Below are 14,769 nucleotides of genomic sequence, written 5' to 3'. Positions count from 1 at the left end.
GCCCCTTTCCCCCGCTGATTCCCGCGCCTATTTCCGCCCCTGTTCCCGCTCGGCACCGGACTCAGGAAAGATGCCAAACTCGCCCGCCATCTCCGCCAGCTTGCGGTGCAGCGCCATCAGCAGCTGGCCCTTGGCGGAGCCCGCCCGGTGGATCATGCCGATCTGGCGAAAGACCTGGGGTTCGCCGAACGGCAGCGTCAGCATGTCGCGACCGTTCTCGCGCACCGCGATGTCCGGCACGATGCCGGCACCGAGCCCCGCCGCCACGCACTCCACGATGGCCGGCACGGTGTCGATGTCGGCGATGTCCTGCACCGCGATGCCGAGCCGCGCCAGCTCGTTGTTGATCAGCGCGCCCAGCGGTACGTTGCTGCCGAAGCGCACGAAGGGCAGCGTCTCCAGCAGCTGCTTGACCGGCATCAGCGGCGTGCCGGGCGGCGCGATCACCACCAACGGCTCGCGAATGAACGGCGACCACAGCAGGTCGCGCGAGACGCCCGAGTGCTCCGCGACCACCGCCAGATCGAGCCGGTCGGCGTTGACGTCGCTGATCAGCGTCGACGACATCCCCACCCGCAGGTTCACGTTCAGCTCCGGAAACTCCTGACGCAGCGCCACGATGGCCCGCGGCAGCAGCCCGATGGTGCTGGTGCGCACCGAGCCGATATTGAGCGTGCCGGTCAGCTGCTTCCCGGACAGCACGCCGCGGGTCTCGTCCACCATCGCCAGCACCTGCCGCGCTGTCTCCAGCATCTTCAGCCCCTGCAGGTTGAGCGTCGGCGGCCGTGACTCGCGATTGAACAGCTTGGTGTCGAGCTCCTGTTCCAGCGCATAGACCTGCTGGCTGACCGCCGAGGGCGTCAGGTTCACCACCGCGGCCGCCCGCGCGAAGGTGCCGTGCTCGGCAATCGCGACGAAGGTTCGAAGTTGACGTGTGTCCATGCGCGCTCCCGACATGTGAAGATATGCTTCATATAAAAGCAAAATTTATTCGCTTTTGTAAAACAATCCTTCCTGTAACCTGAAAACCACTTCAAAAACGACAAACGCCAGTGACACCACGCCGACCCGAGTTCGGCGGGTCTCGACGCCGACTAGGGAGGATCTGACTTGGCGACGCAACCGACGATTCTGGTAACCGGCCCCTACCTCGCCCAGAGCGCGAAGGACATGGCCGCCGCAGCGGGCTACACCGTGGTTCACACGCCGCCGTATCCCTCCGAAGAGGTGCTCGTGGAGTTCATCGAGCGCCACGACCCGGTCGGCATCGTCTCCCGCATGGGGCAGTTCACCGCCGGCGCCGTGGCCGCGGGCCAGTCCCTGCGCGTGATCTCCAAGCACGGCGCCGGCGTCGACAACATCGACGTCGACGCAGCCACCCGACACGGCGTCCAGGTCATCCGCGCCGCCGGCGGTAACGCCGTCTCGGTCGCCGAGCACGCCGTCGCGCTGATCTTCGCCACCGTCAAGCGCCTGCTGCCGCTGGACAAGGGCATGCGCGCCGGCCGCTGGGAAAAGGCCGAGTTCCTCGGTCGCGAGCTGTCCGGCATGCGACTGGGCCTGGTCGGTGGCGGCGCCATCGCCGCCGCCACGGCCAGGATCGTCAAGGGCATGGGCCTGGACGTGATGGTCTACGACCCCTACGCCCCGGCGGAAGCCATCGAGGCCATGGGCGCTCGCCGCCTCGAGTCGCTCGAGGACATGCTCCGCCAGTCGGACATCGTCAGTCTCCACTGCCCGCTGACCGCCGACAACGCGCACCTGATCAACGCCGAAAGCCTGGCCCTGATGCCGGCCGACAGCTACGTCGTCAACACCTCTCGCGGTGGCCTGATCGATGAAGCCGCGCTGCTGGCCGCGCTGGAAAGCGGTCACCTGGCCGGCGCCGGCCTCGACACCTTCGAGCAGGAGCCGCCCGAGGGCGTCAGCCCGCTGGCCGCCTCCGAGCGGGTCATCCTCACGCCGCACATCGCCGGCGTCACCGAGGAAGCCGGCACCCGCGTCGGCGAGCTGGCGATCAGCGGCATCATCGACTTCGTCGCCGGCAACGACCTGCCGCCGGCGCGTCGGGTCAATGCCCCGGCCTGAGCGCCGCGTCTCTTTTGCTATTCAGTCACACGACGGAGTGATGTCATGACAGTCGGAAACCGAGTTCTCCAGCGCCAGCGTCGCGTCGACGACGCCATCGTCAAGGCCTACGCCGAGCTGCCCGTCGCGGTGGTCAGCGACAGCATGTCCCGTGTCTTCGCTGGCGGCAGCGACCTGCGCCCGATGCACACCGACGGCAACCTGGCCGGCGTCGCCATCACGGTGCGCACCCGCCCCGGCGACAACCTGATGCTGCACAAGGCCATCAACATGGCCCAGCCCGGCGACGTCATCGTCGTCGATGCCGGCGGCGACACCACCAACGCCCTGATGGGCGAGCTGATGCTTGCCTACGCCATCAAGCGCGGCGTGGCAGGCTTCGTGCTCAACGGCGCCCTGCGCGACCTGGACGGCTTCCGCGAGACCAACCTGCCGACCTTCGCCGTGGGCGTGACCCATCGCGGCCCGTACAAGAACGGTCCGGGCGAGATCAACACCCCGATCAACCTCGGCGGCATGGTCATCGAGCCGGGCGACCTGATCCTCGGCGACGCCGACGGCGTGCTGGCGGTGCCCTACGACGACGCCGAGACGGTGCTCAAGGCCGCCCAGGCCAAGCAGGCCGCCGAAGACAAGCAGATGGCCGCCATCCATGCCGGCGAGAACGATCGCACCTGGGTCGACAAGGCCCTGGAAGCGGCGGGCGTCACCTACGAATAACCTGGCGTCCACCGCACGCCTCGTCGGCCGATAACGCACGTTCAGCACCGAAAAAAGGCCGGCCATCCCGGTTCCATGTCGGGCTCGATATCTCGCATATCGGGCCTTTTTTCGTGCCTGCCGGCGATCTCGGTATCCCAACGACGCCTCCTGGCGTGTTTCGCACTACGCTGTGGGTGACGCCCCGCCAAGATGCGACCAAGGTGGCATATACAGGGCAGCGTAACTACGGGTCATGCATGAAGAAACCCTGCACCTTTCCTCCAGAAAATCGCGCTTTATGCAGGATGTCTTTTCATGTTCAATTTTTCCAGAAGCGCGCTTGCCAGCATCGCCAACGCCCGCGGCACGCGACCTTCCGCTCTTCGAGCAAGGTCTAATGACCCGCCGTCAGCCGAATCCAACGTCACACCCTGCTGCAACGCCAGCCCCTCGAACGACGCGACATCAACAACGATTAATGAGGTAGGGACATGAAAAACGTCACGCACACTCTGGCCTCCAGCCTGATCATTCTCGGCGCCGCCGCGGCGGGCAGCGCCCAGGCCGCCGACTGGACCGGCTACACCTACTCCTCGGTCTCCACCACCGCCGCCGTGCAGGGCATGGAGCGCATCACCGAGCGCGTCGAGTCCGAGACCGACGACCTGTCGATCACGCTGCACCTGGGCAAGACGCTGCAGATCGCCTCCAGCGACATCACCCAGGCGGTGGGCGACGGCTTCATCGACTTCTCGGCCGATCTGTTCTTCTCCGGCAACGTGCCCATCGCCCGCATCCTCAACCTGCCGATGCTGATCGAGGACGGCGAGGACTGGGACAAGGCCTACGCGGCCATGAACCCCTACCTGGAGCAGGGCTTCGAGGAGCAGGGAGTCACCTATCTGGGCGCCTACCGCTATCCGCAGCAGGTCATCTTCACCTCGTTCGAGATCGACTCCCTCGACGACCTGGAGAACCACAAGATCCGCGTGACCTCCCCCGAGCAGGGCGCCTTCGTCGAGGCCTTCGGCGGCTCGCCGATCACCCTGTCCGGCTCCGAGGTGCCGACCGCCCTCGAGCGCGGCGTGATCGACGGCGTGCTGACCGCCAGCGCCGGCGGCGCCAAGAACTGGCACGAGTTCCTCGACTACAACTACCGCCTGCCGGTGAACTACGCCTACAGCGCCGTGATCGCTAACACCGGCGCCTACGAGTCGCTGAGCGAGGCCGACCGGGAGACCCTGGCCACCATCGTCGAGGAAGAGACCGCCAACATCACCGCGGACTTCCTGGTCGACGAAGAGGCCCAGAAGGAATCCCAGGCCGAAGCGGGCATGACCATCATCGAGCCCAGCGACGAAGAGATCGCCCGGGCCCAGGACGCCCTCGCCTCCTTCTGGCAGGAATGGGCCAGCGACGCCGGCCCGGAGCACGAACAGGCGCTGCAGGACGTGCTCACCGCACTCGGCAAGTGATCGAATCGTCAGAGGACCGCAACGTGTCTGACTCCCCGCATGAAGCAGGACAAGGGCCGGCCTCCGCCGGCCCCGTCTTTGACACCCTCGCCGCCGTGGTGCGCATTCTCGCCGGCCTGGGGCTGATAACGCTCACCGCCCTGGTGGTCGCCGAGATCGGCTCGCGGCTGTTCTTCAACAGCTCCCTCCACGTGGTGGAGGAGCTCTCCGGCTACCTGGTCATCGCCACCACCCTGTTCGGCGCCAGCCTGGCGATCCGCAACGACGCGCTGTTCCAGGTCGGCTTCCTGTACGGCGCCCTGCCGGCCCGGGTGAAGCAGGTGCTCGGCCTGCTCTACATCGCGCTCGCCATCGGCATCTGCGGCGTGCTGATCTGGCACTCCTCGCTGCTGGTGATGAGCTCGCTCTCCCGCGGCAACGTGGCCCCCACCGCCCTGATGACGCCGATGTGGATGCCGCAGCTGCTGCTGCCGGTGGGCCTGTCGGTAATGACCCTGTTCCTGTTCGAACGCGCCCTGCTCCGGCTCGGCATCGGAGGAAAACGCTGATGGAAGCGATAATCGCCTTTTCCGCCCTGCTCCTGCTGATCATCGGCGGCCTGTGGGTGCAGTTCGCCGTCGGGGCCGCGGCCCTCGGCTACCTGTGGCTGATGAAGGGCTTCGCCGGCTGGAAGGCCCTCGGGCTCGTCAGCTGGGGCGCGGCCAACAGCTTCACCCTGGCCGCCATTCCGCTGTTCATCCTGATGGCCGAGATCCTGCTCGGCAGCGGCCTCAGCGGACGGCTCTACAACGGCATCGCCCCCTTCATGCGGCGCCTGCCCGGCGGGCTTCTGCACACCAACATCATGGGCAGCGGCATCTTCGCCGCCGTGGCCGGCGGCAGCGCCCCGACCGCCGCGGCCATGTCGACCGTGGCCCTGCCGGCGCTGTCCGCGCGCGGCTATCAGAAGCGCATCATCGCGGGCTCGCTTGCCGCCGGTGGCACCCTGGGCATCCTGATTCCGCCCTCGATCACCATGATCATCTACGCCACCTTCACCGAGACCTCGATCGCCAAGCTGTTCGCGGCCGGGCTGGTGCCGGGCATCCTGCTGGCGGCCTGCTACAGCCTGTTCATCGCCGCCCGCTCGCTGGCCAACCCCTGGCTGGTGCCGCGCGACACCACCCAACTGGCGCTCGGCGACTACCTGAAGGCGGCGCTCGACGTGGTGCCGTTCATGATCCTGATCGGCTTCGTGCTGGGCAGCATCTACGCCGGCATCGCCACCCCGACCGAGGCCGGCGCCGTCGGCGTGGTCGGCGCGATCATCATCGCCGCGGTCTACCGCCGTCTGAATCTGGCCATGCTGCGCAAGGCCGTCTCGCGCACCCTGGTGATGAGCGGCAACGTGCTGTTCATCGTCTTCATCTCGATGATCTTCGCCTACGCCACGGCGCTGTCCGGCGTCGGCGAGGACCTGGTCAGCTGGGTGGCCGAGGCGGATATGTCGCCGTTCATGTTCCTGATCCTGCTGATGGTGACCTTCGCCATCCTGGGCTGCTTCATGGAAGGCCTCGGCATGATCGCGATCATCGTGCCGGTCATCTTCCCGGTGCTGATGGCGATGAACATCGACCCGGTGTGGTTCGGCGTGTTCGTGGTGATCCTGGTCGAGCTCGGCCAGCTGACCCCCCCGCTGGGCATCATCCTGTTCGTGGTCGCGAGCTCGGACTCCACGGTCAAGGTCGAGGACGTGGTCATGGGCGTGCTGCCCTTCTTCCTGATCATCCTGGCCTTCCTGGTGCTGCTGATCTGGTTCCCCGACATCGCCCTGTGGTTCCCCACCCTGACCTCTGGAGGTTGAACATGGCATTCCCCCATCCCGACCCGGTGCTGATCGAGGCCGAGGTCTTCACCGAGCTGCCGAGGGCGCTGAGACGTACCGGCCAGCGCTCCTACTGGGCGGATCGCAACCGGCGCGGGGCGGTGGTCGACAGCTTCATCGAGGGCCCGTCCTTCGATCTCCAGGGCAACCTGTGGTTCGTCGACATTCCCTTCGGGCGAATCTTCCGCGCCTCGCCCGACGGGGCCGTCGAGCAGATCGCCGAGTATGACGGCCAGCCCAACGGCCTGAAGATCGACGCCGCCGGGCGCATCTTCATCGCCGACTTCCGCAACGGCATCATGCAGCTGAACCCGGACACCGGCGAGGTGACCACGGCGCTGGGCGATGCCGACACCGAGGGCTTCAAGGGCTGCAACGACCTGCACTTCGGCCCCGACGGCGCGCTGTACTTCACCGACCAGGGCCAGACCGGGCTGCAGGACCCCAGTGGCCGCGTCTACCGCTGGTATCCGGACAGCGGCCGCCTGGACTGCCTGATCGACAAGGTGCCGAGCCCCAACGGCCTGGTGCTCGACAAGGCCGGCCACGCGCTCTACGTGGCCGTGACCCGGGCCAACGCCGTGTGGCGCCTGCCGATCTCGGACAGCGGCCGGGTGATCAAGGCCGGACTGTTCCTGCAGTTCTCCGGCGGCCGCGCGGGGCCCGACGGCCTGGCGCTGACCGACGACAACGGCGTGGTGGTGTGCCAGACCGGCATGGGCCTGGTGTGGGTGCACGACGCGCTGGGCGTACCGATCGCGGTGGTGAAGTCGCCGCGCGGGCTCGGCACCACCAACTGCGCCTTCGGCGGCCCGGACGGGCGCACGCTGTTCATCACCGAGTCCGACACCGGCACCATCCTGCGCGCCGAGCTGCCCGTCGCCGGCTTCCCCATGGCCTCCGGCTGGGGCCAGTGACGCTCCGGACGCACGCGGGCTCGCCACCATGATCCTGAATCTCGACGACTACCAGGCCGCCGCCCGCCGGCGGCTTCCCCGCCCCCTGTTCCAGTACGTCGCCGGCGCCGCGGAGACCTCGGCGGCCTTCGCCGACAATCGCGCCGCCTTCGACGCGCTGAAGCTCGTGCCCCGCACGCTGCGCGGCGTGGAAGGCCGCAGCACCCGGCGCCGGCTGTTCGGCACCGAGTGGGCGGCCCCGTTCGGCATCGCGCCCATGGGCATCAGCGCGCTGATGGCCTTCGACGGTGACAACGTCGCGGCCCGGGTCGCCGGGCGCGAGGGCATTCCCTACGTGCTCAGCGGCTCCTCGCTGACCCGCATGGAAGAGGTCCTCGAGACCAATCCCGAGGCCTGGTTCCAGGCCTACGTGCCCGGCGAGGACGACCGCATCGCGGCGCTGATCGATCGCGTCGCGGCCGCGGGCTACCAGACGCTGGTGCTCACCGCGGACACCGCCGTGCTGGCCAACCGCGAGAACAACCTCCGCGCCGGCTTCTCCACGCCGCTGCGCTTCACCGCGCGCCTGATGTGGGACGTCGGCACCCGGCCGCGCTGGCTGGCCGGCACCTTCCTGCGCACGCTCCAGCAACGCGGCATGCCCCATTTCGAGAACTCCGACGCCCGGCGCGGCGCGCCCATCGTCTCGCGGCAGGCCGCCCGGGACTTCGGGCGCAAGGATCACCTCAGCTGGGACCACGTGCGCCGGATTCGCGACCGCTGGAAGGGCCGGCTGGTGGTGAAGGGGCTGCTGTCCCATCACGACGTGGCCATGGCCAGATCGATCGGCTGCGACGGCGTGGTGCTCTCCAACCACGGCGGGCGCCAGCTCGATCACGCCATCTCGGCGATGCGGGCGCTGCCCCGGGCCAGGGCCGAGGCCGGCGACATGGCATTGATGCTCGACGGCGGGATCCGCCGCGGCACCGATGTGGTGAAGGCCCTGGCGCTGGGCGCCGACTTCGTCTTCATCGGCCGCCCCTTCCTGTTCGCCTCCAGCGTCGGCGGCGAGCGGGCGCTCGGCCATGCCGTGGGCCTCATCCAAAGCGAGATTCATCGCGACCTGGGCCTGCTCGGGTGCCGCTCCCCGGACGAGCTCGACGCCTCGGCCGTGCTCGATCCCGCCACGCCCCCGTTGGCCCACGGTCGGTGACCCCGACAAATCGGTGAACCTCACAAGCCGGTAAACCTGACAAGAAGAGAGAAACGCGTGTCGACCCAGCCTGATACCCCCAACGACGACGCCGACGCGCGCCCCTGGCGCCGGCGCCCCGACGTGGCCACGCCGAACCCGCCGCCGCGGCCGGAGTGGCTGGCCCGGGTCCGTGAGCCGTCGCTGGCCCCGGCGCAGGAGATCGTCGATGCCCACCATCATCTGTGGGATCGCCGCGGCTTTCGCTATCTGCTCGAGGAATTCGCCGACGACATCGGCGACAGCGGCCATCGGGTGACCGCCTCGGTCTACGTGCAGTGCCGGACGATGTACCGCGCCGGCGGCCCGGAGGCCTATCGCCCGGTCGGCGAGGTCGAGTTCGTGCGCGGCATCTCCGCCCAGGCGCGCAGCGGCCACTACGGCCCTACCGACGTGGCGGCGGGCATCGTCGGCCATGCCGACCTGCTGCTGGGCGCGGACGTCGCGCCGGTGCTCGAGGCGCTGATGGAGGCCGGCGGCGGGCGCTTTCGCGGCGTGCGCGTGCCGGTCGCCGCGCATCCCGACCCGGCCGTGCGCTCCAACCCCGTACCGGCGCCGGAGGGGCTGATGGTCAGCGCGCCCTTCATCGAAGGCGCGCGGGAACTGGCCCGCCGCGGCCTGTCGCTGGATATCTGGGCCTACCAGACCCAGCTCGACGAGGTGGCGACCCTGGCGCGGCGCGTGCCGGAACTGACGATCGTGCTCGATCACGCCGGCGGGCCGCTGGGCGTCGGGCCCTATGCCGCGGGCAACGACGCCAGCCACGAGCCGCCCCATCGCCAGGCCTGGCGCGACGGCCTGGCGCGGGTGGCCGAACGACCCAACGTGATGCTCAAGATCGGCGGCTTCGGCATGCCGATCATGGGCTTCGGCTTCGGCTTCGGCTTCGGCTTCGCGTCCGGCGCCGAGCCGCCGGACTCGCGGCAGCTCGCCGAGGCCATCGCCCCGGACGTCGAGGCCTGCATCGAGCGCTTCACGCCGCAGCGCTGCATGCTGGAGAGCAACTTCCCCGTCGACAAGGGCGGCGTCTCCTACGGCGTGCTGTGGAACGCCTACCACCGCCTCACCGCCTCCTGGGACCAGGAGGCTCGCGACGCCGTGTTCCGCGACACGGCCACCCGGGTCTACCGGCTGCCCGCCGACGACCCGACTCGATGACCCCGGCCCCGAGCCGCCACCAGAACCACAAGCGCCATAACAACACCTGGAGTACGCCAAGATGACACCACGACTGCTGACGCTGTCCCTCGCCGCCCTCGCCTCGTCCTCGCTGCTGGCCGGCGCCGGCCTGGCCCAGGCCGACTATCCCGAGAAGCCAATCAACCTGGTGGTCGGCTATTCCGCCGGCGGCGGCACCGACGTCATGGCCCGCACCGTCGCCAACCACCTGGAGGAGTCGCTGGGCGACGGCGCCACGGTGGTGGTCAAGAACATGCCCGGCGCCGGCGGCCAGATCGGCTTCTCGGCCCTGGCCTCGGCCAGCCCGGACGGCTACACCATCGGCACCATGAACCTGCCGGCGGCCATGGCGCTGACCTACGACCGCGACGCCGACTACGACGTGAACAGCTTCACCTGGCTGGCCAACGTGGTCGCCGACCCCAACACCCTGGTGGTGCCGAAGGACTCGGGCATCACCTCGGTGGAGGAACTGATCGCCGCGGCCCGGGACGCCGACGGCAAGATGCCGGTGGGGCTGTCCGCGCTGGGCGGCAACGATCACTTCTCCGCCATCCAGTTCGCCGAGGCGGCCGACGTCGAGATGAACTATGTGCCGTTCAACGGCGCCGCCCAGGCCCGCAGCGCGCTGATGGGCGGGCACGTGGCCATGGGCACCATGGCCTTCAGCCAGACCGTGGGCTTCGAGGACGAGCTACGCGTGCTGGCGGTGCTGGCCGACGAGCGCCTGGAGCAGGCCCCGGACGTGCCCACGGCCAAGGAGCTCGGCTTCGATATCGAGATGGGCTCGTTCCGCGGCCTGGCCGCGCCGTCCGACCTGCCGGACGACGTCCGCGCCGCGCTGCTGAGCGCCCTCGAGGAGGTGGCCGAGGACGACGCCTTCCGCGCCGACATGGCTCAGCAGGGCAATCCGCTGAGCGTCATCTACGGCGACGACTACCGCGACCTGGCCGAGGCCCAGGACGAGGTGGCACGGCGCACCTGGGAAGAGACGCCCTGGAAATAAGATTGCCCGACACACCGAGGCGGGGCCACGGCCCCGCCCTCCTCTTGCCGACACGTTTCTCCTGCCTCCTTATCTACTTCCTTCTCTCTTCCTTCTCTACTGCCCTCTCTCGTCCTTCTCTGACGCCTCGAACACCCCCGACCATAGTCGTAAGGCCTGATATGGCGGCCCATGCCGGCGCCGGCAGCGAAGCCCGGTGTCATGGGGCGTGGCGGCGGTCTGAGCGCATTGATACAGATATTCTTACGACAAGGTGAAAAACCATTCGCTTTGATCCAGTCATTCTGTGCGCTTCACTGCGCCAAACAGGCCTCCCGGCCTTCTCGACCATCCGCGCACGCCAACGGGAGTACAACAAGATGACCTTCAAGTTTTCGAGCCTCGCCGCCGCCCTCTGCCTCGCCAGCGTCACCTCGACCCAGGCGCTCGCCGACTACCCCGAGAAGAAGATCGATCTGATCGTCGGCTACGCCGCCGGCGGCGGTACCGACGTCATGGCCCGCACCGTGGCGCCCTTCCTCGAGGAATACCTCGGCAACGACGCCGCCGTGGTGGTCAAGAACATGCCCGGCGCCAGCGGCCAGATCGGCGTGACCGCCGTGGCCCAGGCCGATCCCGACGGCTACACCATCGGCACCTACAACCTGCCCGGCATGATGGCGCGCACCCTCGACCGCGACGCCGACTACAGCGCCGACAGCTTCAGCTACCTGGCCAACGTGGTGAACGATCCCAACGTGATCGTCACGCCCAAGAGCAGCGACATCGACACCATGGACGAGCTGGTCGCCGCCGCACAGGAACGCGACGGCGCCGTCACCGTCAGCATGTCGAGCCTCGGCGGCGACGATCACTTCTTCCTGATCCGCCTCTCCGAGGCGACCGACGCCGAGTACACCATCGTGCCGTTCTCCGGCTCCGCGCCGGCGCGCAGCGCGCTGATGGGCGGCCACGTCACCATGGGCATCATCAACCTGTCCGAGGTGGTCAACTTCCGCGACGAGCTCAACGTGCTGGGCATCGCCACCGAGGAGCGCTCGGATCTGCTCGAGGACGTGCCGACCTTCGCCGAGCAGGGCTACGACATCACCAACGGCTCGCGTCGCGGCTTCATCGCCCCCGCCGGCCTGCCGGAGGACGTCGAGGCCAGCCTGATCACCGCCTTCGAGAAGACCTACGAGGACCCCGAGTTCCAGCAAGCCATGCTCAGCTCCGGCAACCCGGTCAACCTGACCACCGGCGACGACTTCGAGGCGCTCAACGCCGAGCAGCTCGAGCTGGCCGAGCGCGTCTGGACCACCTCTCCCTGGAAATAAGACGGCCGGCCGGGGCCGTGCAGCGCCCCGGCCCGCCTTGACCCGCCCCCGTCGTCACCCCGCGTGACGCGACAGAATGCTTTCCCCGCCGTGCCGCTCGACTCGCTCCGTGCGGATCGGCGCGGCGGGGCGAGCGCTCTGAGAGCAAGCCAGCCAGACAGGATCGATCATGAAAGAAACAGCTACCGGACGCGGGCCGCATCCCGACCTCCTCGCCGGCATAGGCATCATCGTCGTCGCAGGCTTCCTGCTGTTACGCACGCCCGACATGCCGACCATGAGCTCGGTACTGCCCATCACCATGCTGAGCGCGCTGATCGGGCTCGCCGTACTGATGATCCTGCGGGTCTTCGTCGCCAAGCGCAGCGAGCGCGTGAAGGCGCCGCGCCATCGGATCTTCGATTCCTGGCCGCGCTTCGTCGGCATCATCGCGTCCATCGGCATCTACGTGGGCAGCGTGAGCCTGATCGGCTTCTACACCACCACCGCGGTCATGGTGCCGGTGGTGGCGTGGTGCTTCGGCTATCGCGACATCAAGCGGCTGCTGCTGGCCGACCTGATCTTCACCGGCGGGCTGGCGGTGATCTTCGTCCTGCTGATGGGCCAGGACCTTCCCACTGAATTCTTCATCCGCTGACGGAGGGCTGACACATGTATGGAAGTTTGATTGATGCACTCCCGGCGGTGCTCTCGCTCGGCAACTTCGCCGCGGTGGTGATCGGCGTCATCGCCGGCATCTGCATCGGCGCCCTGCCCGGTCTCAGCGCCACCATGGCGATCTCGGTGCTGATTCCCTTCACCTTCGGCATGGACCCGCTGATCGCGCTCGGCATGATGGCCGGCATCTACAACGGCGCCATGTACGGCGGCTCGATTCCGGCGGTGCTGCTGCGCATTCCCGGCACCCCGGCCGCGGTGGCCACCAGCTTCGACGGCTATCCCATGGCCCAGCAGGGCAAGGGCGGCTACGCGCTGCAGGTCTCGGTGGTGTCCTCCGCCATCGGCGGCATCGCCTCGGCCATCGTGCTGATGCTGCTGGCCCCGCCGCTGGCCAAGGTGACGCTGCTGTTCGGCCCCTCCGAGGTGTTCTGGGTCGCCGTGTTCGGCCTCTCGGCCATCGTCTTCCTGCTCGGCGGCGACGTGCTCAAGGGCCTGATGAGCGCCTGCTTCGGCGTCTTCGTGTCGCTGATCGGCCTCGACACCATCTCCGGCTACGACCGCTACACCTTCGGCCACCTGGAGCTGCTCGACGGCATCAACATCGTGGTGCTGCTGGTCGGCCTGTACGCCATGCCGCCGGCGATCTCGCTGCTGGAGGAGGTCATGGACGTCGACACCTCCACCGCCGGCAAGCTCAACACCGTCAGCATCTGGAAGGCCATCCCCGGCATGCTGCGCTTCTGGAAGACCTGGCTGCGCTCCGCGGTGATCGGCGTGTTCGTCGGCATCCTGCCCGGCGCCGGCGGCTCGATGGCGGCCTTCCTCAGCTACAACGAGGCGCGCCGTGCCTCCAGCAACCCGGACGACTGGGGCAAGGGCGAGCCCGAGGGCGTGGCGGCCTCCGAGACCTCCAACAACGCCGATACCGCCTCGGCGCTGATTCCCGCCCTGACCCTCGGCATCCCCGGCACCGCGGTGGCGGCGGTGATGCTCGGCGGCCTGCTGATCCACGGCCTGCAGCCCGGCCCGATGCTGTTCCGCGACAACCCCGACATCGTGTTCGGCTTCATGTGGCAGTTCCTGTTCGCCGCCATCCTGCTGATCGTGCTCGGCGGCGCCCTGGCCACCAACAGCTTCGCCCAGGTGCTGCGCCTGCCGCGTCCGCTGCTCGGCGCCTTCATCATCACCCTGGTGCTGGTGGGCGTGTACTCGATCAACGGCCGCATGTTCGACGTCTACCTGATGCTCGGCTTCGGCCTGGTCGGCTACTTCATGGACAAGCTGAAGTTCCCGCTGCCGCCGGTGGTGCTGGGCCTGATCCTCGGCGGCTTCGCCGAGCAGAACCTGCGCCTGGCGCTGCGCATCGGCGGCGGCGAGTGGAGCGCCCTGGCGGCCAGCACGACCTCCAAGGTGATCATCGCCATGATCCTGCTGGTGGTGCTGATGCCGCTGATCTCCCGGGTCATGCGCCTGAAGAAGGACAAGGCCTCGGCCGCCTGATCCCCGGCCGGTGACGGCCCGACACGACAAGAGAGCGCGGCGACCACGGTCCCGCGCTCTTTTTTTGTCCCCGGCCTGTGGTTTAGTCCCGTGTGAGGATCTGCGGCCCCGCCCCCTGCTGGCCGAGCGTATCGTCGGGATTGCGCAGCGGGCAGTCGGTCAGCGACAGGCAGCCGCAGCCGATGCAGCGGTCCAGCTCGTCGCGCAGCCGCGTCAGGGTCTGGATGCGCTCTCCTTCCAGCGCGTCGAGATGGCCTGCCACTCGTCCGCGGTGAGCTTCGATCCCGACTGGATGCCGCTCAGCGTTTCGCCGATCTCCTCCAGCGACATGCCCACGCTCTGCGCCACGCGGATGATGGCCACGTAGCGCAGCACGATGGCGGGATACTGGCGGTGATTGCCGGCGCTGCGGGTGGAGTGGATGAGCCCCTTGGCCTCGTAGAAGTGCAGCGTGGAGACCGGCACGCCGCTGCGCCTGGCCACCTGGCCGACGCTCAGCACCCGATTGAGACCCCGGCGGCGAGCTTAATCGCCCACGGCAGCGCCAAGGGCGCGCTGGACAGCTTCACCAGGCACCTGGCACAAGAGCTCGGTCCCTGCCAACGCCGTCGCGTCGGGCCTGGTGGAGACCGACGCCACCAGGGACGCGACCGCCGAGTTCAAGGAGATGATCCACACCCACACGTCGACGCAGAAGATCGCCACCCCGGACGACGTGGCCAGTACCGTGCGCTATCTGGCCAGCGGCCACATCACCGGCACCTACAATCCAGTGTGTGGCGGCGCCTGCAAGAGCTGAGCGATACGCCCGTGAAAGCACGCAGGAGCGAC

15 protein-coding genes and 1 pseudogene are annotated in these 14,769 nt (G+C 68.3%); 13 read left to right on the top strand and 3 right to left on the bottom strand.

What is annotated here, in order from left to right; genetic code table 11:
• Positions 1–27 precede the first annotated feature (27 nt).
• The gene (locus FIU88_RS06550; protein WP_152478620.1) at positions 28–942 is read right to left on the bottom strand and encodes a LysR family transcriptional regulator; all 915 of its coding nucleotides are present in this window, start codon (positions 940–942) and stop codon (positions 28–30) included.
• A 168-nt stretch (positions 943–1,110) separates the two neighbouring features.
• Between FIU88_RS06550 and FIU88_RS06545 the strand changes: the two genes are divergently transcribed.
• The 12 genes from FIU88_RS06545 to FIU88_RS06490 all read left to right on the top strand — a co-directional run bounded on the left by FIU88_RS06545 (position 1,111) and on the right by FIU88_RS06490 (position 13,938).
• Positions 1,111–2,088 carry a hydroxyacid dehydrogenase gene (locus tag FIU88_RS06545; RefSeq protein WP_253742770.1) on the top strand — a complete coding sequence of 326 codons (978 nt, stop codon included), beginning with the start codon at positions 1,111–1,113 and terminating at the stop codon, positions 2,086–2,088.
• 45 nt (positions 2,089–2,133) lie between these two features.
• Positions 2,134–2,808: an RraA family protein gene (locus tag FIU88_RS06540; RefSeq protein ID WP_152478619.1), complete on the top strand. Its 675-nt coding sequence runs from the start codon at positions 2,134–2,136 to the stop codon at positions 2,806–2,808.
• 473 nt (positions 2,809–3,281) lie between these two features.
• Entirely contained in the window at positions 3,282–4,265 is a 984-nt protein-coding gene (gene dctP, locus FIU88_RS06535; protein ID WP_152478618.1) for a TRAP transporter substrate-binding protein DctP, read from the top strand.
• Between the two features lie 23 nt (positions 4,266–4,288).
• The gene (locus FIU88_RS06530) at positions 4,289–4,813 is read left to right on the top strand and encodes a TRAP transporter small permease (RefSeq protein WP_172977672.1); all 525 of its coding nucleotides are present in this window, start codon (positions 4,289–4,291) and stop codon (positions 4,811–4,813) included.
• Positions 4,813–6,108 (top strand): TRAP transporter large permease, encoded by a 1,296-nt coding sequence (locus FIU88_RS06525; protein WP_152478616.1) that lies wholly within the window; start codon positions 4,813–4,815, stop codon positions 6,106–6,108. The genes FIU88_RS06530 and FIU88_RS06525 overlap by 1 nt, the downstream gene beginning before the upstream one ends.
• A gap of 2 nt (positions 6,109–6,110) precedes the next feature.
• Entirely contained in the window at positions 6,111–7,046 is a 936-nt protein-coding gene (locus FIU88_RS06520) for an SMP-30/gluconolactonase/LRE family protein (protein ID WP_172977671.1), read from the top strand.
• 28 nt (positions 7,047–7,074) lie between these two features.
• Entirely contained in the window at positions 7,075–8,238 is a 1,164-nt protein-coding gene (locus tag FIU88_RS06515; RefSeq protein ID WP_152478614.1) for an alpha-hydroxy acid oxidase, read from the top strand.
• A gap of 57 nt (positions 8,239–8,295) precedes the next feature.
• On the top strand, positions 8,296–9,435 hold the full coding sequence (locus tag FIU88_RS06510; protein WP_253742767.1) for an amidohydrolase: 1,140 nt from the start codon (positions 8,296–8,298) through the stop codon (positions 9,433–9,435).
• A 61-nt stretch (positions 9,436–9,496) separates the two neighbouring features.
• Entirely contained in the window at positions 9,497–10,462 is a 966-nt protein-coding gene (locus FIU88_RS06505) for a tripartite tricarboxylate transporter substrate binding protein (RefSeq protein ID WP_152478612.1), read from the top strand.
• A gap of 359 nt (positions 10,463–10,821) precedes the next feature.
• Positions 10,822–11,778, top strand: coding sequence for a tripartite tricarboxylate transporter substrate binding protein (locus tag FIU88_RS06500; protein ID WP_152478611.1), 957 nt, complete (start codon positions 10,822–10,824; stop codon positions 11,776–11,778).
• Positions 11,779–11,947: 169 nt separating this feature from the next.
• Entirely contained in the window at positions 11,948–12,415 is a 468-nt protein-coding gene (locus FIU88_RS06495; RefSeq protein ID WP_152478610.1) for a tripartite tricarboxylate transporter TctB family protein, read from the top strand.
• A gap of 14 nt (positions 12,416–12,429) precedes the next feature.
• The gene (locus FIU88_RS06490; protein WP_152478609.1) at positions 12,430–13,938 is read left to right on the top strand and encodes a tripartite tricarboxylate transporter permease; all 1,509 of its coding nucleotides are present in this window, start codon (positions 12,430–12,432) and stop codon (positions 13,936–13,938) included.
• An 82-nt stretch (positions 13,939–14,020) separates the two neighbouring features.
• Here the strand turns inward: FIU88_RS06490 and FIU88_RS19555 are convergent, their stop codons facing one another.
• Together FIU88_RS19555 and soxR are read right to left on the bottom strand one after the other, a co-directional pair.
• Entirely contained in the window at positions 14,021–14,200 is a 180-nt protein-coding gene (locus tag FIU88_RS19555) for a hypothetical protein (protein ID WP_367613883.1), read from the bottom strand.
• Complete coding sequence (gene soxR / locus FIU88_RS06485; RefSeq protein WP_367613882.1) at positions 14,152–14,439, bottom strand: redox-sensitive transcriptional activator SoxR; 288 nt, start codon at positions 14,437–14,439, stop codon at positions 14,152–14,154. The genes FIU88_RS19555 and soxR overlap by 49 nt, the downstream gene beginning before the upstream one ends.
• 88 nt (positions 14,440–14,527) lie before the next feature.
• Here soxR and FIU88_RS19305 point away from each other — a divergent pair.
• Positions 14,528–14,737: pseudogene (locus tag FIU88_RS19305) on the top strand (SDR family oxidoreductase); the annotation flags it as partial.
• Positions 14,738–14,769: the final 32 nt, after the last annotated feature.

It is taken from the genome of Halomonas sp. THAF12 (assembly GCF_009363675.1).
GTDB lineage: Bacteria > Pseudomonadota > Gammaproteobacteria > Pseudomonadales > Halomonadaceae > Halomonas > Halomonas smyrnensis.
This window is presented reverse-complemented; position numbering and strand designations above follow the sequence as displayed.